At 49.9% G+C, this 26,701-nt stretch carries 24 protein-coding genes; 3 read left to right on the top strand and 21 right to left on the bottom strand.

The annotated features are described in order from the left end of the window. Positions 1-14: 14 nt before the first annotated feature. Complete coding sequence (locus FH603_RS03965) at positions 15-842, bottom strand: hypothetical protein (RefSeq protein ID WP_186736171.1); 828 nt, start codon at positions 840-842, stop codon at positions 15-17. 100 nt (positions 843-942) lie between these two features. After that, complete coding sequence (locus tag FH603_RS03960) at positions 943-3,435, bottom strand: glycoside hydrolase family 95 protein (RefSeq protein WP_186736170.1); 2,493 nt, start codon at positions 3,433-3,435, stop codon at positions 943-945. Positions 3,436-3,642: 207 nt separating this feature from the next. Between FH603_RS03960 and FH603_RS03955 the strand changes: the two genes are divergently transcribed. Then, positions 3,643-4,395: a hypothetical protein gene (locus tag FH603_RS03955; protein WP_186736169.1), complete on the top strand. Its 753-nt coding sequence runs from the start codon at positions 3,643-3,645 to the stop codon at positions 4,393-4,395. A 180-nt stretch (positions 4,396-4,575) separates the two neighbouring features. Here FH603_RS03955 and FH603_RS03950 read toward each other — a convergent pair whose 3' ends face one another. From FH603_RS03950 to FH603_RS03930, 5 genes are all read right to left on the bottom strand, one after another. Further along, on the bottom strand, positions 4,576-5,208 hold the full coding sequence (locus FH603_RS03950) for an NAD(P)H-dependent oxidoreductase (RefSeq protein ID WP_186736168.1): 633 nt from the start codon (positions 5,206-5,208) through the stop codon (positions 4,576-4,578). 89 nt (positions 5,209-5,297) lie between these two features. Next, positions 5,298-6,002, bottom strand: coding sequence for a DsbA family oxidoreductase (locus FH603_RS03945; protein ID WP_186736167.1), 705 nt, complete (start codon positions 6,000-6,002; stop codon positions 5,298-5,300). Positions 6,003-6,014: 12 nt separating this feature from the next. Then, positions 6,015-6,548: a YceI family protein gene (locus FH603_RS03940; RefSeq protein ID WP_186736166.1), complete on the bottom strand. Its 534-nt coding sequence runs from the start codon at positions 6,546-6,548 to the stop codon at positions 6,015-6,017. Positions 6,549-6,638: 90 nt separating this feature from the next. Continuing rightward, the gene (locus tag FH603_RS03935; RefSeq protein ID WP_186736165.1) at positions 6,639-7,241 is read right to left on the bottom strand and encodes a TetR/AcrR family transcriptional regulator; all 603 of its coding nucleotides are present in this window, start codon (positions 7,239-7,241) and stop codon (positions 6,639-6,641) included. Between the two features lie 131 nt (positions 7,242-7,372). Further along, entirely contained in the window at positions 7,373-7,936 is a 564-nt protein-coding gene (locus FH603_RS03930; protein WP_186736164.1) for a pentapeptide repeat-containing protein, read from the bottom strand. A gap of 233 nt (positions 7,937-8,169) precedes the next feature. Here FH603_RS03930 and fucP point away from each other — a divergent pair, with 233 nt between their 5' ends. After that, complete coding sequence (fucP, locus tag FH603_RS03925; protein ID WP_186736163.1) at positions 8,170-9,414, top strand: L-fucose:H+ symporter permease; 1,245 nt, start codon at positions 8,170-8,172, stop codon at positions 9,412-9,414. A 93-nt stretch (positions 9,415-9,507) separates the two neighbouring features. Here the strand turns inward: fucP and FH603_RS03920 are convergent, their stop codons facing one another. Further along, complete coding sequence (locus FH603_RS03920; protein ID WP_186736162.1) at positions 9,508-9,942, bottom strand: nucleoside deaminase; 435 nt, start codon at positions 9,940-9,942, stop codon at positions 9,508-9,510. Between the two features lie 35 nt (positions 9,943-9,977). Further along, on the bottom strand, positions 9,978-10,982 hold the full coding sequence (locus tag FH603_RS03915) for a YpdA family putative bacillithiol disulfide reductase (RefSeq protein WP_186736161.1): 1,005 nt from the start codon (positions 10,980-10,982) through the stop codon (positions 9,978-9,980). A gap of 324 nt (positions 10,983-11,306) precedes the next feature. On the opposite strand from FH603_RS03915, the gene priA reads away from it, so the two are divergent. Then, entirely contained in the window at positions 11,307-13,832 is a 2,526-nt protein-coding gene (gene priA / locus FH603_RS03910) for a replication restart helicase PriA (protein WP_186736160.1), read from the top strand. A 73-nt stretch (positions 13,833-13,905) separates the two neighbouring features. Here the strand turns inward: priA and FH603_RS03905 are convergent, their stop codons facing one another. The 12 genes from FH603_RS03905 to FH603_RS03850 all read right to left on the bottom strand — a co-directional run bounded on the left by FH603_RS03905 (position 13,906) and on the right by FH603_RS03850 (position 26,497). Then, a complete protein-coding gene (locus tag FH603_RS03905; protein WP_186736159.1) occupies positions 13,906-14,103 on the bottom strand; it encodes a hypothetical protein in 198 nt (65 codons plus the stop codon). Between the two features lie 145 nt (positions 14,104-14,248). Continuing rightward, positions 14,249-14,746, bottom strand: coding sequence for a GtrA family protein (locus FH603_RS03900; protein ID WP_186736158.1), 498 nt, complete (start codon positions 14,744-14,746; stop codon positions 14,249-14,251). Between the two features lie 121 nt (positions 14,747-14,867). Then, the gene (locus tag FH603_RS03895) at positions 14,868-16,274 is read right to left on the bottom strand and encodes an NADH-quinone oxidoreductase subunit N (RefSeq protein WP_186736157.1); all 1,407 of its coding nucleotides are present in this window, start codon (positions 16,272-16,274) and stop codon (positions 14,868-14,870) included. A gap of 84 nt (positions 16,275-16,358) precedes the next feature. Continuing rightward, complete coding sequence (locus FH603_RS03890) at positions 16,359-17,837, bottom strand: complex I subunit 4 family protein (RefSeq protein ID WP_186736156.1); 1,479 nt, start codon at positions 17,835-17,837, stop codon at positions 16,359-16,361. Between the two features lie 72 nt (positions 17,838-17,909). Beyond that, the gene (gene nuoL / locus FH603_RS03885; RefSeq protein WP_186736155.1) at positions 17,910-19,826 is read right to left on the bottom strand and encodes an NADH-quinone oxidoreductase subunit L; all 1,917 of its coding nucleotides are present in this window, start codon (positions 19,824-19,826) and stop codon (positions 17,910-17,912) included. 100 nt (positions 19,827-19,926) lie between these two features. Further along, on the bottom strand, positions 19,927-20,271 hold the full coding sequence (gene nuoK / locus FH603_RS03880) for an NADH-quinone oxidoreductase subunit NuoK (protein ID WP_020597411.1): 345 nt from the start codon (positions 20,269-20,271) through the stop codon (positions 19,927-19,929). A gap of 57 nt (positions 20,272-20,328) precedes the next feature. Continuing rightward, complete coding sequence (locus FH603_RS03875) at positions 20,329-21,150, bottom strand: 3'-5' exonuclease (protein ID WP_186736154.1); 822 nt, start codon at positions 21,148-21,150, stop codon at positions 20,329-20,331. Between the two features lie 54 nt (positions 21,151-21,204). Further along, positions 21,205-22,839 (bottom strand): FAD-dependent oxidoreductase, encoded by a 1,635-nt coding sequence (locus FH603_RS03870; protein ID WP_186736153.1) that lies wholly within the window; start codon positions 22,837-22,839, stop codon positions 21,205-21,207. 132 nt (positions 22,840-22,971) lie between these two features. Then, positions 22,972-23,364 carry an ExbD/TolR family protein gene (locus FH603_RS03865; RefSeq protein ID WP_186736152.1) on the bottom strand — a complete coding sequence of 131 codons (393 nt, stop codon included), beginning with the start codon at positions 23,362-23,364 and terminating at the stop codon, positions 22,972-22,974. Between the two features lie 92 nt (positions 23,365-23,456). After that, positions 23,457-24,170 (bottom strand): MotA/TolQ/ExbB proton channel family protein, encoded by a 714-nt coding sequence (locus FH603_RS03860; RefSeq protein ID WP_186736151.1) that lies wholly within the window; start codon positions 24,168-24,170, stop codon positions 23,457-23,459. 148 nt (positions 24,171-24,318) lie between these two features. Further along, positions 24,319-25,434 carry an alkane 1-monooxygenase gene (locus FH603_RS03855; RefSeq protein ID WP_186736150.1) on the bottom strand — a complete coding sequence of 372 codons (1,116 nt, stop codon included), beginning with the start codon at positions 25,432-25,434 and terminating at the stop codon, positions 24,319-24,321. A 91-nt stretch (positions 25,435-25,525) separates the two neighbouring features. Continuing rightward, on the bottom strand, positions 25,526-26,497 hold the full coding sequence (locus FH603_RS03850; RefSeq protein WP_186736149.1) for a zinc-dependent alcohol dehydrogenase family protein: 972 nt from the start codon (positions 26,495-26,497) through the stop codon (positions 25,526-25,528). Positions 26,498-26,701: the final 204 nt, after the last annotated feature.

Raw genomic sequence — 26,701 nt, 5'->3', positions numbered from 1 at the left:
ACGCCCTCAAAACCCTAACCGCCGAACATACGCCGGTAATTACGCTGAAGAGGGGTCATTATAATAAAGACAAGCCGTGCCGACAGCGTCAGATACCCGTCATTCCGGGCAGGATTCCCTCGTTTAGCGCCCGGAGCGTTAGGCAGGTTGCCAATCTCTGGACTGCGGTCTGACAAAACAACAGCCGGAAATGGCATGCTGGTTCTATCAACATACTGCGTACTCACGTCGTCGAGGTAATCGCTCGCAACATGCGTATATGTGCCTTCGAGGCTTCCTTTGAACCTGTCGCTTTTTATCAGTGGTAAGCCAATACCATATCGAACGATGAGCGGCAGCCGGTTATAAGCGATGCCTTCGGTTTGCAGTGGTGCCAGGCTATAACTGATGCCCTGGTAAACGGCTTTAGGCGTCATGTAGGTTACCCCGATCCCGGCTATGCCATACGGAATAACGGCGTACGTCCTGTGCTTTGAGTGCCAGATGCTGTATTGTATTCCCACCGACAGGTCGGGGTTGGTACTGTGAAAAGCCAGGTTATTATGCGCGAGACGAGTGCCTCTCTGCGCCCCCCGAATGTAGTAAAGTTGCAGGTCGCCCCGGATAGCCAGCTGATCTGTCACGCAGTAGGTTACGGCAGCACTCGTTGCGAAACCCAGTCGCAACTGTGCCAGATCGAGGGGCTCGTTCAGGTCGCCGAGGTAGCGTGATGGCCCTATGCCCACATGCAGCGACCACGTACCCGGCCTTTCCTGCCAGATAACGGATCGCTGTGCGGTTACACCCAATGGCATCGCCAGCAGCAATAGATTGACAAGCCGGAGCAATCGATAAATAGCCACCACGTCTGTGAATTACATTTTCACTAAGACGGAAAATGCACTGACAGTATCGGCTACGCATTAAATTTTTGTCGGTTGTCGTTGGGTTACGCTGCGGAGTTTAACGAGCGGTTAGCTGATAGGCTTTCCCTTTCGTGGTCGTAAACGAGGTTAAATAGCCCTGGCCTGATTGGATCGATTTTGCGTTCACCCCGTTTATTGTAATCGGGCTGGCTGTTCTCAATACACATTTGCCACCGTTGAGCGATGTGATGGTCGCTTTTATGAGCCGATGGTTTTTCCAGTGAATAGCGACACCATAAGCCCCTCTGGCTTTCAAACCGGTTATACTGCCCTCTTTCCAGACACTGGGTAAGGCAGGCAGTAGATTAACCTCGTTCAAATGACTCTGCAACAACATCTCGGTCATGCCTGCAGTGCCGCCAAAGTTGCCATCGATCTGAAAAGGCGGGTGGGCGTCGAAAAAGTTGGGATATGTTCCACCCCCATGCATGTTGCCACCCGAATCATTTGTGTATTGCAGCAACTGCCGAATTAGGGCGTAGGCATGATCGCCATCGAGCAGGCGGGCCCAGAAGTTGATTTTCCAGCCACGACTCCAGCCGGTTCCGCCATCACCCCGGATTTCCAGCGTCTTTTTAGCCGCGTTGAAAAAATCGGGGGTTCTGGAAACCGATAACTGACGACCGGGATGCAGCCCGAATAAATGAGATACATGCCGATGTTCCAGGTCGGTTTCGTCAAAGTCCTTGTACCATTCCAGCAACTGACCCTTTGCGCCAATATGCATGGGATACAGTTTCTTTCTCTTCTCGATAAGCATGTTTCTGAAAGCCGTATCCGTTCCCAGCACCTGACCTGCGTCGATCAGGTTCGTGAACAGATCCCAGATGATCGACATGTCCATGGTCGTCGCCACAGACACTCCCTGCTGTTTACCCGCTTTGTCTTTGAACAGGTTCTCGGGCGTGGTCGACGGTGCGGTAACCAGATAACCTTCTTTGTCTTCAACCAGCCAGTCGAGGGTGAACAGCGCTGCCTGTTTCATGATCGGATAAGCCTTTTCGGCCAGGAACTTCCGGTCGCCTGTAAAAGCGTAGTGTTCCCACAAATGCTGACATAACCAGTTCCCACCCATGTACCAGTTTGCCCAGACCGGATCGCCCGCCCCTTTCTCCCCTACTGGATTCGAGGTGCCCCATATTTCGGAGTTATGATGAGCTACCCATCCCTTCGCGCCGTAAAACTCCCTGGCTGTATTGGCCCCCGTCACCGACAGATTCCTGATCCAGTCCAGTAAAGGCATATGCATTTCAGAAAGATTAGTCGTCTCTGACGGCCAATAGTTCATCTGGGTATTTATGTTGATGGTATAGTTTGAGCTCCAGGGTGCCCGCAGCTCTTTGTTCCAAATACCCTGCAAATTAGCGGGTGGCCCTCCCGGCCGCGATGAAGAAATCAGCAGGTACCGCCCGAACTGAAAATAGAGGGTTTCCAGCGCCGGGTCATACGCGCCTTTCGAGTAGGCCTGCAAGCGTTCATCGGAGGGCAGGGCCTGGCTTACCAGCCGTTTCGACGTATCGCCGATGATGAAGGAGAGTCGGTTAAAATACCGTTGATAATCGGCAACGTGCGTTTTGAGCAACGCAGCGTAAGACTGCTCCGTAGCCTTCTTTATCGTCGATTCCGTCAGGCGTTTCTCGTCCTTTCCCTCGCGGTCAGGGCACTTATCGAAGCCGTTGAAGCTGGTAGCAGCGGCCACAAAGAGAACAACCTCACTCGCGCCTTTCACATGAATTCCCGCCGTATCAGCCGTCATCGTTCCGCCGGTAGGAATTGCTTTTACCCGGTACTGGAACCGCATACCGTTGCAACCCGTCGCATCTTCGTAAACGATGGGCTCCCGGTCTTTGGGATTGTAGTAGTTCGGATCGGCATGGGCGGGTGCTTTCCCGCTCACGATCAGTTCATTGGTACCACTGGCGGCCAGCTGAGCGCGTAACTGGCTTCTGGCCGACACGTCAAAGGTCAGTGCACCCTTTTGGCTGGCCGTAAGCCGGATCAACATAACATTGTCAGGCGCATTTATAAATACTTCTCGTTTATAGGCTATCCCATCGATGGTGAATCGGGTGGTCGAAATGGCCTTCTCAATGTCCAGATCCCGGTAGTAGTCTGATGGCGACGCGCCGGCGTGGGCCTGTTTGATCACCAAATCACCCATTGGCATATACGATTCGGTGTATACGCCCTGCATTTTTTTAGTGAGCGTATTGGCTCTGGTATAATCCTCGTCGTTGAGCAGTGCCTCCCGGATCTGGGGCAAATATGCAGGAGCGTCCGGGTTGACAGCTTGTTTTACGGGACCTCCGCTATACAGCGTGCTTTCGTTCAACTGAATCAATTCCTCGTCAACGCCCCCAAACACCATGGCACCAATTCGACCATTGCCTACAGGTAAGGCTTCAACCCAGCTAGTTGCGGGTTTGGTATACCATAGTTTCAACGGCGATTGACTAAAGCCCGAACTGGACAAAGCCAGCATCAGCACAAACAGTGTAGTTTTTTTTCCAGACGTTTTGGGTGGTGTCATCTTTTTCGGCGACTGATAGGGAGTAAGGGCTGCACATTGAGCCATCTGTCAAATAAGTATACCCCCTGGCTTTACTACTAAAAAGCCTAAACTAGCGGCCAAAACGATAAGTAGCTAGTTTAGCCGATTCAATCTTGAGAATTAGCTCGATTGTGGCAGAAAGTGCGTGTAATTTCGCCCAATCATCGCGTACTGCCTTTTTTATCTATGAATATCCTCCTCGTTAAAGTAACCTTAATGCCGTTGGTGATTGGTTTAATTACCATAATCAGCCGGAAGTGGGGCTATAAAGTAGGGGGATTGATCGCCAGTATGCCGTGGATTGCCGGGCCGATTTTACTGTTCTTCATCCTCGAACAGGGCAAAGCATTCGGTATCCGGTCGGTTCCGGGCATTCTGACGGGCATCATCTCCCTGATCAGCTTTTGCTATTGCTATGCTCAGCTATCGAAACGCTTCAACTGGCTGGTTACGATACTGATTTCCTACCTTGTTTATGTGCTGGTGGCGGTGGTATTCGATTTTTTCCGGATCAATCTGTTCGCCATATACGGCATAACCCTGACCTGCGTTGTACTGGCCCTATACTTTTTTCCCGTTCCGGCCGACCACCAGCCACAGGCTAAACGACTACCGTTCGATATGGTGATTCGAATGGCAGTAGCTACCCTGTTCGTAATTCTCATCACCGGATTAGCCACTATACTGGGGCCAACCTGGAGTGGCATTCTGACCCCCTTCCCCATCATCACATCTATTCTCGCCATTTTTACCCACTATCTACAAGGCAACAGCGCCACGATAACGGTATTGCGTGGCCTGGTCAGCGGCCTCTTTGGCTTTACCACTTTCTTGTTTTTACAAGCCTTTTTACTGCGTGAATTTTCGGTTGGCGTCTCCTTCCTGCTAGCCCTGATTGTCAATCTGATCATCAACTACATCGTTAGCCGGATGTGGTAAACAGATCGTTTTGCCTTCCGGATAATGCTCCTAAAATACGGACTAAACTGGTTGGCCATGTGGTAGCGCAACCCGGCGAAACTAACCGCTCAGGCCAGACTAGGCAACCAACCAGTTTACAAAAGAAAACCCGCCATCAACGGACAGCGGGCTTCAGAAAACCAATATGATCGAAAATGCCTAGGCAAGCTCAATGAAAAGCGCTTCCCGGGAACGTCTCACTTTAGGTGCTTTCGACAGAAAGTCTTTCTCCTCATCCCGGAAACCCAGTGCCAGCAACGATACACTGTGCAGCCCTTTGGCAGGCAGGTCCAACAGTTTGTCAAGGGCATCGGCGTTGAACCCCTCCATGGGCGTGGCGTCAACCTGTTCCGTAGCGGCAGCAATCATACCTGATCCTAAAGCGATATATGCCTGACGAGCCGCCCACTCAGCACGTGCTTCGGGTGTCCGGCTCAACAGACTTCCCTTTATCGAATCCGCAAAAGGAGTTAGCGATTCGACAGAAGTCTGACGGGTGTCAGCAATAAGCTTGATATAGGCATCGATCTGTTCAGCCTCTACCGCCGTCCAGGATGCAAATACCAGCAGGTGAGAACCCTCAACGATTTGTGGTTGCGGACAGGCCAACTCATGAATCTTGCCTTTCAGTTCGTGATTGTCGATCACCAGCACCGTGTAAGGCTGCAATCCCACCGATGAGGCCGACAGGCGAATGGCTTCCAGAATAGTATCTATCTTTTCCGTAGGCACTTTTTGACCGTTCATTTTCTTGGCAGCGTACCGCCAATTCATTGCTTCTAATAGTTCCATGTGTAGGTTGTGTTAATGGTGAAAACAAAACACCGCTTTTTGTCAACGGTATACTTTTCAGGCCAGTTATAAAATTGATAGTCCGTAGTTTAGCACACCTCACCGGGCGTGCAGGCAGGCCCTTCAGTCGATAAATCAGTAAGCTCGGGATTCGTTTTCTCCCATTCTGCCCAGGCTGTAGTAAGCGCCCCGAGAAATGTTTCGGGCTGTTGAGCACCCGAAACCGCATACCGCCGATCGAGTACGAAGAACGGAACGCCCCTTGCTCCTACCTGCTGCGCTTCGTAGATATCCTGATGAACAGCTTCAGCATATTGATCACTGTCCAGCATCTGCTGAACATCGGCGGCCGGAAGGCCAATTTCCTTGCCCAGTTCGAGAAGTGTAGAATGATCGGAGGTATCACGGCCTTCGGTGAAATACGCCAGGAACAGCCGTTCTTCGGCGGCATCGCCCAGGCCTTTTTGTTTAGCCAGTTGTATCAACCGGTGCGCATCCCAGGAATTAGCGACAACCGCTTTGTCGAAGTCGTAGGTTAAACCAACCTCGTGCGCCATGTCGGTGACGTGGTCACTCATGCGTTTAGCTTCGCTCAGGCTCCAGCCCTTTATATCTGCCAGATGCTGATAGATGTTTTTGCCCGGTTCCGTTTTCATATCCGGGTTAAGCTGAAAGCTTTTCCAGATAATGTTCACCTGATCCTTGTGGTCAAACTGGCTAAGGGCCTGCTCAAATTTCCGCTTACCAATGTAGCAGAAAGGGCACATGACATCACTCCAGATTTCTACATTCATCTTTTTACAGATTTAGGCAGCTTTCGCTAACTGAATATTGGCAATCAGTTTGATATCTTCACCAAGCGCCAGACCACCCGTTTCGGTCAGCGCGTTGTAGGTCAACCCAAACTCTTTGCGGTTCACTTTACCGGTTACTTCAAATCCAAGCTTCTGATTACCGTAAGCGTCTTTGGCCGTTCCGCCATACTCCGCCTTCAGCGTTACGGGTTTCGTAACACCTTTCATGGTCAGGTCGCCCTTCAGTGTGTATTCATCGTCATCTACTTTCTCAAACGAAGTCGACCGGAACGCAATTTTCGGATGAGATGCCGTGTCAAAAAAGTCAGCTGATTTAAGGTGTGTATCCCGCATCTCCTGATTGGTGTCCACGCTGTCGACATCCAGCGAGAAATGAATTTCTGCGTCCGTAAAGTCGTCGTGTTCTGTCGTAGCACCTCCCTCGAAATTTCGGAACGTGCCTGTCACCGTGGAAATAACCAGGTGTTTTACTTTAAACTGTACTTCGGAGTGCGTGGGGTCAACGACCCATTTTGTAGTTGCCATACTTGTAAAAGCTATTGTGAATTAACTGATTTGATTTGTTTAACTAACAATGAAATAATTGCTAACGGTGTTAATAGTTGGGCAAAAAAATTATCCTTCCAGGGCTTTAATGAACCCATCAATGGCATCTTTCAGCACTAATTGACTCCAAGGGTTGATGATTGACTGGCTATCGATCATCTGAATAGAAACCAGGCCGTGAAGAATAGACCAATAGGTGTGAAATTTCAAAAACGCATCGACCTGGGGCTTGTTGCTGGTACTGATTGCGGTCTGAATAACCGATATAAGCACATTCGAAAACTGTTTCATCTCGGCAACCTGGTTGACTTGTTCGCAGGCTGGAATACCCAAACCAAACATGAGCTGATAATATTCTTTATGAGCAAAAGCGAAATCCCAGTAACCCTGAGCTATAGCCTCCAATTGGTGGCTGGGGTCAACCTGGCTATCGCGTTGCCGAATAATATCTTCTGTCAGCAGTTTGAACCCGTCCCTGGTGAACTCCTGTAAAATGGCGTCCTTATTCTCAAAGTGCGTGTAGATTACCGGAACACTATACTCGATGGCATCGGCAATCTTGCGAATAGAAAGCGCCTGCCAGCCTTCTTCCAGAACCAGCTGCCAGGCTGCCTGTAAAATACTGGTTCTTACTTCTTCTTTCTGCCGTAACCGACGCTCAAGGATTCCCATATGGGTGGTGTTATTCTTACTAACAGTGTTAACTTATACGTTAAAAATAAAGTTTCCATCTCATGATGAAAACTTTACCGTGGCTGTATCAGCCAACTGATAAACTGAACAGCCTCCTCACTATCAATAGCTTAGTTCACAATAATATCATATTTTGTCAGCAAACCGGGGAGACTATGGAGCGAGAACTTCGTCTTTTTCAACTTATTATTATCAGGATCTAAACTCACATTATAAGAACTGGAGAAATCCGTTTGGATTAAGGTGTTGCTGGCAAACTGGGCTAGTTCCAGATTGCAGGTCTTAAATACCGCACTGCTCAGATCGCAGTTTATAAACCGGGCTTCCAGAAGGGTACAGTCCACAAACCGAGTTTTTTTCAGATTACGATTAGAAAAAGAAGCATAATCAAGCTGGCACCCCTGAAAGTCGACATGAAAACCGAACGCGCTACACTGGCCGAAGTTAACTGAGTTGAGTTTGCTGGCCACGAAGACTACGTCATCAAGCTTGGTGCCTTCCAGCAGGGCCAGCCCCAGGTTACAGTCCTCAAAACGGCAGTTTGTAAAATTGGTATTCGCAAAAATCACCTTCGACAGATCGAGGTATTTAAAAGTACACTGCTCAAAGTCCTGGCGGGCCCACTGCGCGGGCAAATCGGCATACTGATCAAATAGTTGGTCGCGAAAATCCATCTCCGGTTGTATTATCTGTACCAGGGTAAACCCCAAAAAAAGCCAAACGTAATGCTGACGGTGGCAAATATCAAATCAGGATTAAATCTTCATACGTTACTACGAAGAAACAAAACGGATTAAACAATTAACTTTAACCAGCCAAAAAGCACATGGTAATTGCCCTGGCTTGCGGTCTGCTGATTATACGAGCCGTAATTCAGCCAGTAGCCTAACCCCAAACTAACAGTATTATGCCGGCAACTGCCACTGCCCGACCAAACGCGTCTGCTTCCTTTACCGAGCCTAAGTTCCTGATCACCCTGGTATTTGTTACCTCATTATTCATGTTTTGGGGTATTGCTATCACGATGGGTGACGTTTTAAACAAACATTTTCAGCACGTTCTGAGCTTGACCAAGACTCAGTCAGCGTTTGTCCAGTTCGCTATTTTTGGTGCTTATTTCGTCATGGGTATTCCTGCTGGCCTGTTCATGAAGCGGTTTGGTTATAAGAACGGAGTACTGTTAGGGCTTTCCCTATTCGCTATTGGCTCATTCTTGTTTGTTCCTGCCGCTGCTGCTGCTTCCTTTACGTATTTTGGTATCGCCCTGTTCATCTTGGGCTGCGGCATATCGACACTCGAAACGGTTGCCCACCCCTTCGTTGCCTCGCTCGGCGACCAGCGCACCAGCGATCAGCGCATCAACTTCGCACAGGCATTTAATGCCCTGGGGGCTATCATCGGCCCTGCCATCGGGTCTTACTTTCTCCTGCGGAACAATACGGCGGGTAGTACAGATCTAACCTCGGTAAAGACACTGTACATTGTCATCGGCAGTGTCATTGCAACCATTGCGATTCTGTTTTCCTTCGTGAAAGTGCCCGCCCTGGTCGACCCACATAGCGTAGTGGATACCGATGCCGCCAACGTTGACGCAGAACCAGGAAAAACGCTGTTTCAACACAAGCATTTTGTATGGGCCGTTATTGCTCAGTTTTTCAATGTAGCAGCACAAGGGGGAACCTGGGCCTTTTTCATTAATTATGGCCACGAGAAAATGGGCTTCTCCGATGCCACAGCCGGCAATTACATGGTGTTATTTATGGGCTTGATGCTGGCTGGCCGGTTTGTAGGTACGTTCCTGATGCGGGTTATCGCACCGAATAACCTGCTGGCCATTTTTGCTGCCTGTAATATTGTTATGTGTATCATCATTGCCCAGAGTTTCGGGTGGCCTTCCTTTATTGCCCTGATGATGCTCAACTTCTTCTTCAGCATCATGTTCCCGACAATTTTCAGTCTGGGCCTGAAGAACCTGGGAGCACACACGCAGCAGGCTTCCTCGTTTATTTCAATGGGTGTCGTGGGTGGCGCTGTATTCCCGTTCCTGATGGGCATGGTTGCCGAAAAAGACGTAGCATCGGCCTATTATCTGCCCATTATCTGCTATGCCGTTATCTTCCTGTTCGGTGCCAGATTTTCCAAAGCGCGCTAACTGATCGTCGCTTCTACAAGCAATACCCCGGCTGGCGCGGTTTATCGATCGCACCAGCCGGGGTATTGCTTGTAGGTTTTTTTGTAGAGCTGGCTAAAGCTCTCCGATATCCTCATTCCACAGCGTGGGTTTTTCAGTAATGAACCCATTCATCATATCCACACATTCGGAAAGATCGAGATCAATTACCTCAACGCCATGTTCTTCCATGAACGCGCGGGCACCGGCAAAAGTCCGCGACTCGCCCACAATCACTTTTGGTATTTTAAATTGAACGATGGTCCCTGCACACATGTAGCAAGGCATGAGCGTGGAATAAATAACCGTATCGCGAAAGGAGCCGACACGACCAGCGTTATTGAGGCAGTCCATCTCGCCATGTAAAATGGGATTATCTTCCTGAACGCGCTTATTATGTCCTGAAGCCACCAGCTTCCCGTTCTTAACCAATGCCGAACCGATTGGGATACCTCCTTCGTTCAGGCTTTTGCGGGCCTGAGCAATGGCCTCCTGCATAAATTCGTCCATAGTGTTTTGAATTTCGTTTGTTCGATGGAACCTGATCAGATGCGCTGTATCAATTCGGCCACTTTGTGGACTTCCCGGCCCACAATATGATCGATAATAGTCAAGGCATGTTCCCGGCCGTTTTCAATGAATACCTTCTCAGTATAAATGCCAGCCAGCACCGTACCACAAACATACAGCCCTGGCACATTCGTTTCAAAGGTTTCTTTATCGAACGCAGGCACCTGAGTAGCCGGGTTCAGATCGATGCCGCAACGCCGGAGCAGAGCTGCATCAGGAATATAACCTGTCAGAACCAGCACAAAATCGGCTGGGATCTGAGCTTCTTCGCCTGTTTTCAGGTTATTGATCGTCACCGTTTTTTCATCGATCTGCGTTACAACGGAGTCGAACACGGTTTTAATCTTACCTTCTTTAACCCGGTTCTTTACATCCGGGACCAACCAGTATTTCACTGTACTACGGAAGTCTTCGCCCCGGTGCACGACCGTTATGTTCACGTCGTGCCGGTAAAGTTCTAAGGCAGCCTCTACCGCCGAATTCGATGCACCGATGATGACGACATTCGTAAACGAATACTTGAACGGTTCGTCGTAGTAGTGAGAAACATGAGGTTGGTTTTCGCCGGGAATACCGAGCCAGCGAGGGTGCGTAAAATAGCCCGTTGCCATGATCACCTTCCGGGACTGATAACGTTCTCCGGTTTTAGTCGACACCGTGAAACATTCCCCTTCCTTAGTCACCTCCCATACCTCCTGAAACAGTTTGAAGTTAAGGTGGAAATAAGCGGCTGCTTTCCGATAGTATTGAAGGGCCTCATCACGCCCGGCCTTAACACCCGAGATAGGAAATGGCAAACCCCCAATTTCAATATTTTCGGCTGTCGAGAAGAAACGCATCCGGCGTGGATACTGCCGGATAGACTCCGTCAGGCTACCCATATCCAAAATCAGGTGGCTAAGTCCTGCTTTGGTTGCTTCGATTCCGGCTGCCAGCCCGCAAGGGCCACCGCCAACGATGATCACGTCGTATAGTTGCATGTTGTGTAAGGGAAAAATCCGTCTGACGCGTATTAACCGGTAGCCGATTACCCAGTTTACTAACACTCAAAAACCGCTCAAAGGTTGCGCCAACATAAGCTTTTTGATTCTTCAACGGCCTAATAGCAAGGTCAACAGACCCAAATACGGGTAAGACAGCAGTTTTGTTACGCCAATCATAACGTGCTTCACGCTTGCCTTCCATGGCTCGCCCTCTTCGTCTATCGGGATCGGCCGGTGACCTTATACCGGAAGTTGTCGGCATGAATCCTTACCAGCGGGCCGTGGTTTATTCGTATATTTACTGAGGCCATTTCGTTTTTAGTGGAAAATCTCACCAACACATTATTCTCGTCTTTCGAGGCTGACGAAGTCACTTTCTTCGCTGATTTGATCCTGCCTATCCCGGTACCCAGGCTATTTACGTATCGTGTGCCGCGCGAAATGGCAGAGGTTCTTAAGATCGGTGCCCGGGTCATTGTTCCCTTCGGCAAAAATAACGGGCGTGTGTTCACTGCTGTAGTAGCCCGTTTACATAACTCCCCCCCTACCAATTATCAAGCTCGCTACATTACAGAAGTCCTAGACGAATATCCGCTGGTGACCGGTTATCAACTCGAATTGTTCCGGTGGATGGCCGAGTATTATATGTGCTGTGTCGGCGAAGTGATGAACATTGCCCTTCCTTCAGGCCTGAAAATTTCGAGTCAGTCGAAAGTTCAGATCAATCCCGATTTCGATTATCCCGAACTGCTCACTGAATTTGAAGATACCCTGCTTACCGAACTCAAAAAGCAGCAGGCGCTATCCTATGACGAACTGGTGCGGCTGGCGGGTGCAGGAACCAACATACCCGCCCTGATCAAATCGCTGGTGGGGAAGAAAGCGATCATTGTTTTTGAGGAAGTACGCGAGAAGTACATCCCCAAAATGGTACGCAAGGTCCGGCTTAACCGGACCTACGAGGAAAAAGAGCAGCTTCTCGCCCTGCTGAACCGGCTCGAAAAGCTGCCTAAACAACAGGAAGTGGTGATGCGGTACCTGAGTCATGTTCCTGTCCAGATGAATGCTTCTCTCAACCAGAAAGGGTTGGATAAGACAATTCTCAATCAGGATGATACCGTGTCTCAATCGTCATTGACGACCCTCATCAAGAATGCCGTTTTCGAAACATTTGAACTGATTCAGCCGCGTTTTTCCGACAATGCCCCGCCACAGGCCGAGATAAAGCTGACAGACGCACAACGAGAAGCCTCACAACAGATTATGGCGCAATTCGAGCGCCAGAACATCGTACTACTCCATGGTATTACGGGCAGCGGCAAAACCGAAGTCTACATTGACCTCATTCAGCAGGCGGTTGGCAGTGGCTCGCAGGTACTTTATTTACTGCCCGAGATTGCTCTGACAACGCAAATTGTCGTTCGACTCCAGCGCGTGTTTGGCGATAAGATGGGCATTTATCACTCTAAATTCTCTGATAACGAACGCGTCGAAGTCTGGAAAGGCGTCGTGTCGGGACAGTATCAGTTTGTGGTGGGCGTTCGGTCGGCGGTGTTCCTGCCGTTCGATAACCTTGGACTGATCATTGTCGATGAAGAACACGAAACCAGCTATAAACAGCACGACCCTGCCCCCCGCTATCATGCCCGTGATGTAGCGATCATGCTGGCCCATTGGCAACAGGCGAAAGTTTTACTGGGATCTGCAACGCCTTCGCTCGAAACATATCATCAGGCTAAACAGGGACGCTATGGATTGGTAGAACTTTTCAGACGCTTCGGTGACGCCACCCTGCCCAATATTCTGTTGATCGATACCAAGGTGGAGAAAAGGCAGAAAACGATGAAGAACGAATTCTCGTCGGCGTTACTCACCGCCCTGGAAGCGAATATGGAGCGCCGGGAACAAAGCATCCTGTTCCAAAATCGACGCGGTTATTCACCCTATATGCAATGTGAGGATTGCGACTGGACGGCCGAATGCCCCAACTGCGCCGTTAGCCTGACCTATCACCAGCGTGCTGCGGAATTACGCTGTCACTACTGCGGTCACAAAGAAGAAGTGCCGCGGATATGTCCCGTTTGTGGTTCTACCAAGGTACGTACAATAGGCTTCGGTACCGAAAAGCTGGAAGACCAGTTACAGATTATATTTCCAAAGTCAAAAGTGCTGCGGATGGACCTGGATACTACCCGCGCTAAAAATGCCTATCAGCAAATTATTCAGGAATTCGAGGGTGGCGAGATCGACATACTGGTAGGTACACAAATGATTACCAAGGGCCTTGATTTCGACAATGTCAGTCTGGTAGGGATTTTTGACGCCGACCGCCTGATCCATTTCCCTGATTTCAGAGCTACAGAACGGTCATTCCAGATGCTAACGCAGGTAAGTGGTCGAGCAGGCCGACGTGCCGGGCGGCAGGGTACCGTACTCATTCAGACGAACAACCCGCAACAGACAATTCTGCAAAAAATCATTGAGAACGATTACAAAGGTTTGTTCGATGAAGAGATTCAGGAGCGACAGAACTTTAACTATCCACCTTTTTCCCGGCTTATCAAACTAACGGTTCGCCATGCTGACAAAGCTGTCAGCCAGCAGGCCGCCGACCGACTGGCCGCCGAACTTACCGATGCCCTGGGTAGCAGCCGTATACTGGGACCCGAACAGCCCTTGGTCGAACGCATCAGAAATCTATTTCTGTTTGATATTCTGATTAAGATTGAGCGGGATAAGGTAAACGTGAAAGCGGTGAAGAGCTATATCCAGGACCGCATCAACGATATTCTGACTGATAAAGGCCTACGCCAGGTTAGCATCGTCATCGATGTAGACTGCCTATAAAAACTCGTTGGCACAAAAGCAAAAAAGCCCTCAAACGGGGCTTTTTTGCTTTTGTGCCTGGCAGCAGTCCAGATTACTTCGCGCTGTCAGCAACCATCGTAGCAGCCGAGTCAGTAGCTACCGTAGCGGCTGAATCAGTAGTCATTGTCGTTGTGTCGGTCGACATGACGGCAGTTGAATCAACACCCGCTTCTTCGGTCTTTGGTTTGCTCTGGCAGGCAGCAAAAGTCAACATGCTACCAACGAATAGGAGAGTAACTAATTTTTTCATCACTTACAGTGGAATTTAAGGTTTTCGGCACAAATATACCTTTTTTTAGAATTGTACAAACAATAGGGCCTTTATTTCCAAAAAACAGCGATATGTCTTCGAATAGTACATATCCAATAGAACTAATTGGGTGATAGCGATGAGCCTAAAATTGCTCTTCCTCCTGTTTCGACGACCTCGCCCGCAGTTTATCGTACATGCCTGTACTGCGGAAGGTGAGCAATTTATGGCCAAAATAGTTGGCCATGAAACTCATACCCATACCGGTTAGGTGAGAACCGGTTTCACGCCATAACTTAAGCTCCGGTGATGGAAAGAGGGGAGTTGCAATCCATTCGAGGGTATACTTAGCGACATATACCTGGACAAAAAGGGCCACCAGTGCTATTCCCAGGAACTTGATGGCCTCGCGGCCTGTGTTGCCCGTATCACCGGCAGAAAAAGCGTATCGCTTTGTTGGAATAAATGTCAGTACTGTAGCTGTCAGGTATCCACATAGCACGCTCGTATCGAAATCGAAATAGTTGCGATAAAATATACGGGTCACAAAGTTAATTGACGCCCCCAGCACAGCTGTCAGAAAGAACGTGAAGAAGTCTTTAGACTCTTTTTGCTTGGACTGCTGAATAGTACTCACGTTCACAGTTAAATACTGGTTTTCCGCCTAAGTTTTTATGTCAAAAGCCAAAAATACGAATTAGCCGCTAAAGGGATTCGGAGTCGATCGTTTACTGAGGGTACGGTTCCGGCAATTGCCGATATAATCAGAAAAGTCCTTGTAGCAGACCAGGTGCAATCCCTAAACCAATGGTTAGGATTGTAGCGGCCAGAAGCACATACTGATAAAAGGGCGCTACCCGAATTGGCTCTATGACTCCATCACGGAAGTACATAGCAATGATAACGCGGAAATAATAGTAGATACCGATGGCCGACATCAGTACGGCAACCACCAGCAACCAGATTTGTCCTCGTTCTACAGCTGTAGAAAACATATAGAATTTACCCCAGAAACCGGCTGTTAACGGAATACCTGCCAGTGAAAGCATAGAGACGGCCATGGCAAACCCGAGGAGTGGATTTTGACGGGCCAGACCATTGAAAGAATCGAAACTTTCGCCGGTTGCGCCTTCCCTCGAAATCGTTTGTGTCCCTCGTTGCTGGGCTACCAGCAGCAATACGCCAAATGCCGAAATAGTGGCGACCGAATAAGCCAGGGAATAGAAAACGATAGCCTGCTTGGTTTGGGCTCCCAGAGAAGCCAGGCCAATGAGTAGGTAACCGGCATGCGAGATGCTGGAGTAAGCCATCATTCGCTTGAAACTGTTCTGGTAAACGGCGGTGACATTACCGATGACAAGTGTGATGGCGGTTATAACGGCCATGATTACCCACCAGAACTCGTACACGCCAACAAATGAGATCGACAATAAGCGAAACAACGCGGCAAAACCAGCCGTTTTTACAACGGTAGACATGAAAGCCGTAAATACAGTAGGGGCACCATCATATACATCGGGGGTCCAGAAGTGGAATGGGGCCGCCGACACTTTGAATAATAAACCAATAAGCAGCATCAGCAGACCTACATACAACAGCAGCGACAGGCCCGTTTGTGGATTAACGGCATAAGCCGCTATACCTGCCAGCGTGAACGAACCGGTAGCCCCGTAAAGAAGGGCCATCCCGAATAACATAATGCCTGTGGTGAAGGCCCCCATCAGGAAATACTTCAGGGCCGCTTCATTGGAGCGCAGATTCCGCTTGTCGCTGCCAGTAAGTACATACATGGCCACCGACAGGATTTCAACACCGACAAACAGCATGATCAGGTTCTGAAAACCAACCATCATGACCGCTCCAACCAGCGCAAACATAATGAGACCATAATACTCGGCGGGCTGGGCTTCTTCGTCCTCAATAAAACTCCCCGACAGGGCTACTACCAGAAACGCAGACCCCAGAATGATGGCGGTAAAAACCATGGTCAGATTATCCGTACGCAGCATGTCGCCAAAATACAGATAGGTCTTATTCCAATCCAGGAAATTGGCGGCACCTGCTACCAGCAGAAAAAGCAGCGTAGCCGGCAGCAGAATCGCTTTCGACTTCAGGAAGCCAAGAAATAGCAGCACAATGCCAAAAACCGACAGGAGAACGATGGGAAGCATAGTTTATAGTTTGTGAGTTGTCGTTTACAGGGTGTAGCTGCCACTCGAAAAGCACGGCCCGCTCCGCACGACCAACTAATTAATTCACTTCATTGAGACGGCCGTGGTACCGATGTATTTCATCAGGTTGACAACCGCGGGTTCCGTTATATCCATAAATGTTTTCGGATAGATACCCATCCAGAACACCATGATGACTAAAGGCACAAATACCAGGCTTTCAGACATGGTCAGATCGGCAAACGTAGCCGTTCGTGATGAAGTTGGCCCAAACATGCTTTTTTGAAACATCCGAAGCATATACACCGCGCCGAAAATGATCGTGAACCCAGCCGCTAATCCCAGATAGTGGTTGTACGTGAAGACACCGTGCAGCAACAGGAACTCGCCGATAAAGCCATTGGTAAGCGGCAATGCCACACTACCCAGCAACATAATCATAAAGTACACGGTCAGTTTCGGTGTTGCACGGGTAATGCCACCAAGCTGATCAAGCTGGTTGGTATTCGTACGCGAGAAGATAATATCGGCCACGAAGAACATACCAACTACATTGATGCCGTGGGCCAGCATCTGAATCAGCGCGCCCTGCATGCCGGTTTCCGTTTGGGAGAACACACCAGCGGCCATCAGGCCAACGTGCGAAAATGACGAATAGGCAATGAGCCGCTTCATGTCGCGTTGCCGGATCGCGATGATCGACCCGTATACGATGCCGATCACCGACAGAATGATGACCGTCTGGCCCCAGGCTTCAACCCCAAGCGGGACGATGGGCAAAATAAATCGAATCAGTCCATAAACGCCCATTTTGAGCATGATTCCGGCCAGCAACATAGTAGCTGGCGTTGGCGATTCTACATAGGTGTCAGGTTGCCAGGTATGGAAGGGGAACACCGGCATTTTGATAGCGAAGGCAATGAAAAACGCCCAGAATACCCAGTTTTGCGCGTTGGGCGTTAGTTTTAGCTTATAAAAATCAACAATTGCCGATGAGTGAGCAATACCCGCAACAGGTGGTGTCTGGTAATAGAGATAAACCAGTGCCACCAGCATAAACAAGCTACCGAAGATGGTGTATACGAAGAATTTGAACGTAACCGGAATGCGGTTTGCCCCACCCCACATAGCTGCCAGGAAATAAATCGGAATCAGCGCAGCTTCAAAAAACAGGTAGAAGAGGAAGCCATCGCGAGCGGTAAAGACACCAATCAGGGCCGCCTGCATAAAGAGCATAAGCGCATAAAAGGTAGACGGGCGCTCATACTGCCGGTTGAAAGTAGACAACACGATCAGGGGAACCAGCAAACCCGTCAGGAGCACCAGCAGGACACTGATACCGTCGATACCGGCGCTAAACCGGATACCCAATGCCCCGATCCAGGCGTAATCGAATCCAAACTGTGAGGTGGCATCCGGCTTGAACTGTACGAATGCGCTCAGCGCAAGAGCAAGTTCGACTAAGGCTGCTGCCAGCGCTACCTGCTTCGCCCGTTCGCCCTTGATGAGCAGAATGAGTGTGGCCGCAATGGCTGGGAAAAGAATTAAACCTAAAGTAAGCATGTAGTGAACAGGTTTTCGATTTTCGGTTTTCGGCTAAAGGTAATCGTGGCTGAGAAGTCAGCCAGAACCAGATTAGAACCGAACAAAGAAGCGCAGCGCGAAAATAGCCGCAATACTAACTACCATAGCCAGCACATAAAACCCGATTGAGCCGTTTTGTAACAGCCGCAACTGAGCCGATGCTTTCTGTACCAACCAGGCGATCCCGTTGACAACTCCGTCGACCAGACCCTCACCAAAACTATAAAACGAATCACCCAGCCCACGAATCGGCCGGACAATGATGGTGTCGTAAAATTCGTCGATGTAATATTTGTTGTATATAACCTGTTCGGGCAGCGATCGCTCGGCGGTTTCAGGTGCTGGAATAGCCCGACGGCTGACATATACAACATAAGCCATAATAAGGGCCAGCAGGGCAACGCCGGCAGAGACAGCCATCAGGACATACTCTGTGCTATGCTCCATTGTCGATTCAGCAAACGCTTCCGGGTTTACCTGCCGTGCGTTCTCAAACAGAGGAGCCATAAAATTACTTAGCCAGCCTCCACCCGGTAGGTTGAGCAGACCACCCAGCGCCGACAGAATTGCCAGCACAATCAGCGGAATGGTCATGGATGCAGGTGACTCGTGGAGGTGGTGACGCTGTTCCTCCGTACCCCGGAACTCGCCAAAGAACGTCAGAAATAACAGGCGGAACATGTAGAACGAAGTTAGACCGGAGCCAAGAACACCCAGCGCCCAGAGAATCTTGTTATGCTCGAACACATGCGCCAGGATTTCATCTTTGGAGAAGAAACCCGCAAAAGGAGGCAAACCGGCAATAGCCCAGGTGCCAATGGCAAATGTGATAAACGTAACAGGCAATGATTTACGCAGACCACCCATTTTGCGAATGTCCTGTTCGTCGGACATGGCGTGGATGACACTACCCGCTCCGAGAAATAGCAGCGCTTTGAAGAACGCGTGGGTAATGACGTGGAACATACTTGCCGTATAGGCCGTAGCGCCCAGACCCAGGAACATATAGCCTAGCTGCGACACGGTAGAGTAAGCCAATACCTTCTTTATGTCGTTTTGTAGCAGGCCGATCGAAGCGGCCAACAGCGCCGTAGCAATAGCGATGCCGCCAATAATTTCGAGTGTGAGCGGGGCCATCGAGTACAGGACGTTCGAGCGAACAACCATGTATATACCCGCCGTAACCATCGTAGCCGCGTGGATCAGAGCCGACACCGGAGTTGGACCGGCCATAGCGTCGGGCAACCAGGTGTAGAGCGGAATCTGTGCTGACTTACCCATAGCACCTACGAAAAGGAGAATGGTAATCAGCAGAATCGTACTGTCGCCAATCTCCAGGCTTGCGGCCTGTTTGAAAACATCGATGTACTCAACCGTACCGAAGGTATTGATGAGCATGAAGATCCCCAGCAGAAAACCCAGATCACCAATGCGGTTCATGACGAAGGCCTTACGAGCCGCATTATTATAGCTTGTGTTCGTGTTCCAGAAGCCGATGAGCAGGTATGAACAGAGCCCTACACCTTCCCAGCCAATGAACATGATGACGTAATTTGACCCCATCACCAGTAGCAGCATGAAAAATATGAACAGGTTCAGGAAAGCCATGAACTTGCCAAATCCCTCATCGTGCTTCATATAGCCGATACTGTACAGATGGATCAGCGTACCAACGCCCGTTACCACGAGCAGCATCAGTAAGCTCAACTGATCGATCTGGAACGAGAAATTGATTTTAAGATCACCGACGCTGATCCAGTCAAACAGAGTGGCTACCAGCGGGTCGGTACTGCCCGTTGCCAGGAATGCCATGAACAGGAAAACCGACGTCAGAAACGAGGCCAGCACGGCAACGGTTGCTAGGATACCGGCCAGCCCTTTAGGCACATGCCGGAAGCCAATACCATTGATCAGGAAACCAATAAGTGGGAAAAGCGGAATTAACGCACAGAGTAATTCTGGTTGCATAGGTAGTTAGTCGTAGATGTCATAAGTCGTAGATGTCATAAGTCACAGGCGATGGTACGTACCTTTCGACTGTGCGACGTCTATGCCTTACGACTAAATTTTACCATTTCAACTTATTGAGCAGCCCCACGTCGATGGAGCGGGTATTGCGATAAATCATGACAATAATAGCCAGACCAACCGACACTTCGGCAGCGGCTACGGCCATAATGAAAAAGACAAATACCTGACCGGCTGAGTCGGAACGATACGATGAAAAGGCGATGAGCAATAAATTGACAGCGTTAAGCATCAATTCTATCGACATAAAAATAATAATAGCGTTTCGTCGGGTCAGTACGCCGATTATACCGATGACAAACAGCGCGGTGCTGAGAATCAGGTAGTAAGTTAGCGGTATCTGCTGAATGACTTCCGGGATGAGGACGTCCTGCGTGGGTTGCATGGGTTGCCGGTTAATAGAAAGTGCCGCAAAGGTAACCAATATTCGATATCAGCGGAATCACTTCCGCCCATTGCCACTACTGAACATGCGTAAACGGATTTCGGTCAGCCGACGTTTGGTGTCGAGAGGAAACTCGCCTTTCAGTATCCAGTCGTAGAAAGATGGTTCTTTTTTTAGGACGTCCAGTACGGGAAGGCCTTTATGCTTGCCGAAATTAAAGACTTCTTCGCCCTTGTCGTTAATGATCATCCGGCCGGCAAGGTCCACATTTTTGTTGGCTGTGAGCCCGTGGAGCATCTCAATATCGTTCTGAAATACCAGATCCTGACCACTGTCAGACCTGGCCACCATGCCCATGTACCGCTGCACCTGTGCGTTCAGTACTTCGAACGTTGCAATCGTGTCAGCTTCAGCGCCATGAGCCCCTATCAGGTCTTTATTGCAGTAAAATTTGTAAGCTGCGGTCAAATTGCGCGGCTCCATCAGATGGAAAATCCGTTGCGCATCGACTAATCGACGATTTTTCATATCAAACTCGACATTCGCCCGCAGAAACTCCTCAACCAGCAGGGGTACGTCGAACCGGTTACAGTTGAAACCAGCCAGATCGCAGCCATCAATAAATTGTGCCAGGGTCCGGGCTACCGATTTGAACAGGGGTGCGTCTTTAACATCCTCGTCATACAGCCCGTGAATCATACTCGATTCCAGGGGAATGGGCATGTCGGGATTTACCCGCTGATTTTTGGTGATGACTTCGCCATCGGGCATTGCCTTGATGATGCAAATGTCGATGATCCGGTCTTTGGCAACGTTGATACCGGTTGTTTCGAGGTCGAAAATAGCAAGCGGCTTTCGGAGAATTAATTGATGCATCATAACCAAACCGGGATTAAGCGGTCAGGTTGCAAAGGTAAACTGATTTCCGTGTAATCAGGACTTTTTCAGTACGTCCATCCAGTCTATACCCTGCCGGATCTGAGCAATCGATGGCATTTTGCCTGCCTGCATCAGTTCCCGGATGGCAATAATGTCGGTGTCGCGCTTCAATCCAGCTGCGGCTTTTACCTGACCATCCTGTAAATAAAGTGCCAGAAAGGAGTCGTCCTCCTCAGGGCTTCCCGCATAAAAGATGTCATCGAAGGTACTCGCGTGACCAACATAATTGATGCGTTTCCCCTGCTGATTGGTCCAGAAAAAAGGAACACTTCGGTAGGGTTGAGCTTGCTCGTCGGGCCCGATCGGGTTAGACTGAGCTTGCGTTGGCGCGCCAACGTGCGACCGGGCCATATTCACACCCGCAGTATGGCCCTGCTGACCGGCTATTTTCCAATGCTCAATTCGCTGCAAACCATCGTTGGCTGGATACTGTGCAATATCACCGGCGGCATAGAGGCTATCGGTTACCTGAAGGTATTCATCCGTCTTTACGCTCCCATCCTTTTCAATCGTAACGCCCGTTAAAAAGCCAGTTTGTGGCTTCACACCAAGGCCAATCAGCACGGCATCGGCAGCGAGCCGTTCGCCCGTATCGAGAACAACGCTTTCTACCGTACTATCCCCGTCAAATTGCTGCGGTTTGCAACCAAGATGAAACCGAATGCCTTGCTGTTCGTGCCATCCCTGAATTACGCGACCGATTCGTTCGCCCAGCACTTTCGCAAACGGAACTGTTTCTGTACCTACCATATCGATCTCGCTACCAAGTTTACGCAGGCTCATAGCCCCTTCCAGCCCGATAAAGGAGCTACCAATAATAACGATTCGCTTTCCCTGCTGCCCCAGCTCACGTAGGTGCCGGCTATCCTGCAACGTACGGAGTGTGTATACGCCCGGCAGGTCGGCACCCGGTATAGTCAATCTAGTAGGCGTGCCGCCGGAACAGATGACGGCCTGGTCGTAGGGCAATACCTCACCCGATGCCAACACGATTTCTTTAGCTGCTGCATCAAGGGAAGCTACGCGTTGATGCGTACGAATAGCAATGCCATAATTAGTGTAGAAATCCTCCGTCCGAAGTGGCATCCACTCGTCGGGGGCTTCTCCCTGAAGATAATTCTTCGAACAATTGGGGCGGTCATACGGTCCTTCTTCCGATTCGGTCAACAGGATTACGCGACCTGTAAACCCACCCTCGCGCAGCCCTTCGGCAGCAAAAGCACCAGCCCCACCACCGCCAACGACGACGCAGGTTTCGGTATTGGCCTCGTCGGGCGTAGCCATCGGATTTTCCCGACTTTCCTTGTCTGTTGTTAGTCGAACGTACACCTGATCGCCTTCTATACGTACCTCATGCATGGGTAAACCATTCAAGGCGGGGGCTTCGAGCCGATGACCCGTCCGAACATCAAAGCAGGCGTTATGCCAGGGACAGATAAGCCGGTTACCATTCAATACACCTTTGGCCAGCGGGGCCTGATAGTGGGCGCATTTGGGGTAAAGAGCATAGTATTGTCCATCGGCACGAGCCAGTAACACATCGGTGTCGTTGACCCGCACTTCTTTCAACTGACCATCGATCAGGTCATCGACATGGCAAACAGGAGCTTCAGAGTAGTCGGCAATCATAGCAGCACGTATTTCCTCTATCAACCTATAGTTTAAGCCGATTGATTATAATACGCACAAAAAAGCCGCTGTGAATGATCGCAGCGGCTTCAATAAATGAACTCGTTTTAGCTTCGACTGCTTGACGGCTAGCTATTTCGAGGTAGCCATCACCATTTTGATGTTTAGTTTGGCACCCGTCTGGAGCACGTCGACCAGATCCTGTACGGTCAATGTCTTATCGAAACGCACCACTACCGTTGGCTCGGCAATACCAGCCATGACAGCTTTAAGCTCATTTTCCAGATTAGCCGGGTTGATCGGCTTCTTATCGATAAAATACTGTTTCTCGCCATCTACCGACAGCGTCACCTGCTTTTTACTCAGTTGCTGCGACGCTGCCGCTTTGGGTAAAAGCAGTTTGATGACGTTTGGATTGGCCACCGTCGAAATAATCAGGAAGAACAACAACAGGAAGAACATGATGTCGTTCAGCGAAGAGGTCGCTACTTCGGCGGCAAATTTTTGCTTTCTTCTAAGTTTCATACTGTAAAGCCACCCCTTGGGGCCCGGCTGTCATTCAGTAAATTTCGTATCAGCCAACCCGTCGACCCTATGCGTCGGGGGCGGCTTTTGTGTTAGCGCATCCGGGCCGTTTCGGTAGTAGGCTTCTGAAGCACCTCGATAAACTCGAAGGCATTCATTTCGAGCGACAGTGTAAATCGCTCGATCATCATGTTGAGCAGGTGGTAGCCCGTATAGGCAATTACACCAACGATCAGACCGGAACCCGACGTGATCATTTTCTCGTACAGACCACCGGCAATGATACCGACGCTGATGTTATCAGACAGCGATATGTCGTAGAAAATGCGGATGATACCGGAAATTGTCCCGATAAAACCCAACATTGGGGCAATACCGGCAATAATGCCCAGGTAACCCATGTTCCGCTCCAGCCGCGACAGTTCGATCTGCCCAACCGTTTCAATCGTTCCTTCAATATCTTTCATGGGCGACCCGATACGGCCGATGGCTTTCTCGAATACGCGTCCCATGGCAGTACGCTGGTTTTTAGCGAACGATTCTGCCGATTTGATATTACCCTGAGCGATCATGTCGCGGATATTATCGACAAAATTAGCATCGACTTTCGTCTGCGAACGAATGACAAAGAATCGTTCGAAAATCAGGTACAGCGCCGAAAAGAGCAGAAAAGCAATGGGAATCATTACCCAACCGCCTTTGGCTACCAGATCAAATAGTTGCAGACTTTGGGGTTGAGCAGCCGCCGAAGTGGCCGACAGTGATGCGGCCGTGGTGTCAACGGCCGGAACCTGAAGCAGGAGCATACGAATCGGGTAAGTGGATGAAATCAAACGAAACGACCAGTTTGAAATCAAACGCACTGGTTTCGCCGGATATTGTTGTCAAAGATAATGAAGCCCGGTTTAATCAAAAGAGAAACTTAGCCAATAGATCGGTTTGGCCTGTAGGTAATTAGGCAAACTGTTTTACAGCGCGGGCAATTTCCTCGGCCCGAAAGGCACGCGCCTGCCAGCGTTCGAGCCGTGGATTCATGAGCCGGAACCAGAGCGGTGGTATGTAGCTGATGAGGATCATGAGAGCATAGCCGAAAGGCAGCTGGGGCGCTTCGTCGAAATGACGTAGTACCTGATAGGGTCGGGCCGCATAGGCATGGTGATCGGAATGACGCTGGAGCTGAAACAGCACCAGGTTACTGATCAGCTGGCTGGCGTTCCAGGAATGCAGGGGGTTTACCCGTTCAAACTGCCCCGGCGATACTTCCCGGCGCGTAATGCCATAATGCTCGATGTAATTGACCGATTCGAGCAGCAGAATGGCGATCAGGCTCTGGCTGAAAAAGAAGATCGGTACGATCCAGGGGATATAACCGACCCAGAAACCAAACTCAACGGTCAGGAACGTGCCAAAAAGAATAGGAAGGCCTGCAAACCACAGCATGTCGTTATGCCGGCTCCAAACGGCGTACCCCTGCCTCTGTATTAATCGTTTTTCTATCTGCCACGCACTTCGGTAGCTGCCCACCAGCGTTTGCATCCAAAATGCATACAACGTCTGATTTTTTTTGGCTGTAGCCGGGTCAACAGGAGTAGCTACGTGAACATGGTGCCCGCGGTTGTGTTCAATGATAAAGTGCATGTAACAAACCGACAGCAGGGCGGCTTTGGCATGAAACTGAGCAGTGGAACTACTCCGATGCCCTAGCTCATGCGCCACATTGATAATACCCCCGCCAAAAATACCGATGCTGTAGATCAGTCCCAGCTGTTGCCATACCGTCAGCCCACCCGCGATGAGTACGTAACACCCCCAGGCAATCAGGGCATAGTGCAGATACACGAATGAATAGACGAGTGCATCGAAGTATGAGTCGTTGACAACCACGTCGTAGCGATCACGACTGACATTGGTTCGGTCATTGCCCGATACTAGATCGAGCAGGGGAATAACGATGTAGGTATACAGGATACCAGCTACTACCCAATCAGGGCCGAACAGATAATAAGTGCCTACAATTACCGCCAGCAGGCTATATGACCACAGGAAAGCAAATTTTTTAAATAAACTCATGGTGGTTAGCGATTTATGTGTGCGTGAATACAATTTTGCGACTATCGACAACCTTTGTATCCAATCAGCCCACAACGAACCGCCAACCAGATCAAGGCTTCAGTAAGATCTTTCCCCAGCGTCCTGGCCGATCAGCATGTTCAACGGCTTCTTTGATTTGATCAAGCGAATAGGAGGCTTCGACAGGTAGCTGAATTTTACCCGAAGATAACAGGCTAATTACATTCTGCGCTACTAACTGGCGCGTTTGACTATCAACCCGGCGCATCCAGTCGGTCAGCCAGAACCCCTTGACTGTCAGCTCTCTGAAAATCAATAGTCCCGCATTAATTGCCGGGTCCTGCAGGCTCATCAGCCCGTAGATGAACAGTGTACCTCCTTTGGCCAGACAGGTCAGTGCTTCAGATGCCGTATGACCGCCAACGGCATCGAGCACACAGGATACACCATGCCCCCCCGTGATTTCGCGTACACGTACTGCCATTTTTTCTGTCTCAGTATTGATAACTTCGGTAAGACCAAGGGCTTTTAGCTCGTCGTTCAGATCGTCGCGCCGAACCGTTCCTATGGTTCTGATCCCGCGCATCTGGCAGAGTTGAATAACCAGTTTGCCAAAGGCTGAACCAGCCGCCGTTATCATGAGCCAGCCACCCTCGGACACGCCGGAATCCTGAACCATGGCATAGGCCGTAAACGGGTTGACGAACAGCTGAGCCGCTACTTCGTCGGTCATGACGTCGGGAACCGGGATCAGGCTGCGCTGGTGCGCGATGGCATAGTCAGCCCAGGTACCTACACTGGTAAAACTCACGCGCATCCCGGTTCGCATCTGAACCCCCTCGCCTAGTGCCTCCACTACGCCTACTCCTTCAAAACCCGCTCCGGATGGCAGGTGCGGACGAATGCCGTACAGGTTCTGCACGAACATGGTATCTGATGGATTGATTGGCGCGGCAATGACCTTTATTCGTACTTCATTCGGACCTGGTTCCGGCAACGGACTATCGATACAGGCCAGACTGTCAGCCGGTTTGCCGATATGGTCGAAGATGATACTTTTCATAGTTGATGAAGCGGGTTATGATGGTTTCTATACTATTTGTGATTCGTCTTATGGCGGACCATGCGAACGCACCAAAAATATGACTTAATTCGCACAAACTATTCCTAAACCCTGAACAGGTCGTAAGTCGAGAAAAGTCGCAGGCGTCGTATATGACTGACCGAAGAAGCCAGTTGGCAACCGTTTTACTGGATTCCACTTACG

Origin of the sequence: Spirosoma utsteinense, from assembly GCF_014282275.1 — a bacterium.
Taxonomy (GTDB): domain Bacteria; phylum Bacteroidota; class Bacteroidia; order Cytophagales; family Spirosomataceae; genus Spirosoma; species Spirosoma utsteinense.
This window is presented reverse-complemented; position numbering and strand designations above follow the sequence as displayed.

What these genes read in the sequence shown, in the direction of transcription:
- FH603_RS03850 (WP_186736149.1), bottom strand. Translation starts at nt 26,497, where the DNA reads ATGAAAAGTATCATCTTCGACCATATCGGCAAACCGGCTGACAGTCTG.
- FH603_RS03890 (WP_186736156.1), bottom strand. Translation starts at nt 17,837, where the DNA reads ATGCTTACTTTAGGTTTAATTCTTTTCCCAGCCATTGCGGCCACACTC.
- FH603_RS03915 (WP_186736161.1), bottom strand. Translation starts at nt 10,982, where the DNA reads ATGCAACTATACGACGTGATCATCGTTGGCGGTGGCCCTTGCGGGCTG.
- FH603_RS03955 (WP_186736169.1), top strand. Translation starts at nt 3,643, where the DNA reads ATGAATATCCTCCTCGTTAAAGTAACCTTAATGCCGTTGGTGATTGGT.
- FH603_RS03960 (WP_186736170.1), bottom strand. Translation starts at nt 3,435, where the DNA reads ATGACACCACCCAAAACGTCTGGAAAAAAAACTACACTGTTTGTGCTG.
- fucP (WP_186736163.1), top strand. Translation starts at nt 8,170, where the DNA reads ATGCCGGCAACTGCCACTGCCCGACCAAACGCGTCTGCTTCCTTTACC.
- FH603_RS03940 (WP_186736166.1), bottom strand. Translation starts at nt 6,548, where the DNA reads ATGGCAACTACAAAATGGGTCGTTGACCCCACGCACTCCGAAGTACAG.
- FH603_RS03870 (WP_186736153.1), bottom strand. Translation starts at nt 22,839, where the DNA reads ATGATTGCCGACTACTCTGAAGCTCCTGTTTGCCATGTCGATGACCTG.
- FH603_RS03935 (WP_186736165.1), bottom strand. Translation starts at nt 7,241, where the DNA reads ATGGGAATCCTTGAGCGTCGGTTACGGCAGAAAGAAGAAGTAAGAACC.
- nuoL (WP_186736155.1), bottom strand. Translation starts at nt 19,826, where the DNA reads ATGCAACCAGAATTACTCTGTGCGTTAATTCCGCTTTTCCCACTTATT.
- FH603_RS03905 (WP_186736159.1), bottom strand. Translation starts at nt 14,103, where the DNA reads ATGAAAAAATTAGTTACTCTCCTATTCGTTGGTAGCATGTTGACTTTT.
- FH603_RS03945 (WP_186736167.1), bottom strand. Translation starts at nt 6,002, where the DNA reads ATGAATGTAGAAATCTGGAGTGATGTCATGTGCCCTTTCTGCTACATT.
- FH603_RS03860 (WP_186736151.1), bottom strand. Translation starts at nt 24,170, where the DNA reads ATGCTCCTGCTTCAGGTTCCGGCCGTTGACACCACGGCCGCATCACTG.
- FH603_RS03950 (WP_186736168.1), bottom strand. Translation starts at nt 5,208, where the DNA reads ATGGAACTATTAGAAGCAATGAATTGGCGGTACGCTGCCAAGAAAATG.
- FH603_RS03920 (WP_186736162.1), bottom strand. Translation starts at nt 9,942, where the DNA reads ATGGACGAATTTATGCAGGAGGCCATTGCTCAGGCCCGCAAAAGCCTG.
- nuoK (WP_020597411.1), bottom strand. Translation starts at nt 20,271, where the DNA reads ATGCAACCCACGCAGGACGTCCTCATCCCGGAAGTCATTCAGCAGATA.
- FH603_RS03875 (WP_186736154.1), bottom strand. Translation starts at nt 21,150, where the DNA reads ATGATGCATCAATTAATTCTCCGAAAGCCGCTTGCTATTTTCGACCTC.
- FH603_RS03865 (WP_186736152.1), bottom strand. Translation starts at nt 23,364, where the DNA reads ATGAAACTTAGAAGAAAGCAAAAATTTGCCGCCGAAGTAGCGACCTCT.
- FH603_RS03855 (WP_186736150.1), bottom strand. Translation starts at nt 25,434, where the DNA reads ATGAGTTTATTTAAAAAATTTGCTTTCCTGTGGTCATATAGCCTGCTG.
- FH603_RS03930 (WP_186736164.1), bottom strand. Translation starts at nt 7,936, where the DNA reads ATGGATTTTCGCGACCAACTATTTGATCAGTATGCCGATTTGCCCGCG.
- FH603_RS03895 (WP_186736157.1), bottom strand. Translation starts at nt 16,274, where the DNA reads ATGCTTCCCATCGTTCTCCTGTCGGTTTTTGGCATTGTGCTGCTATTT.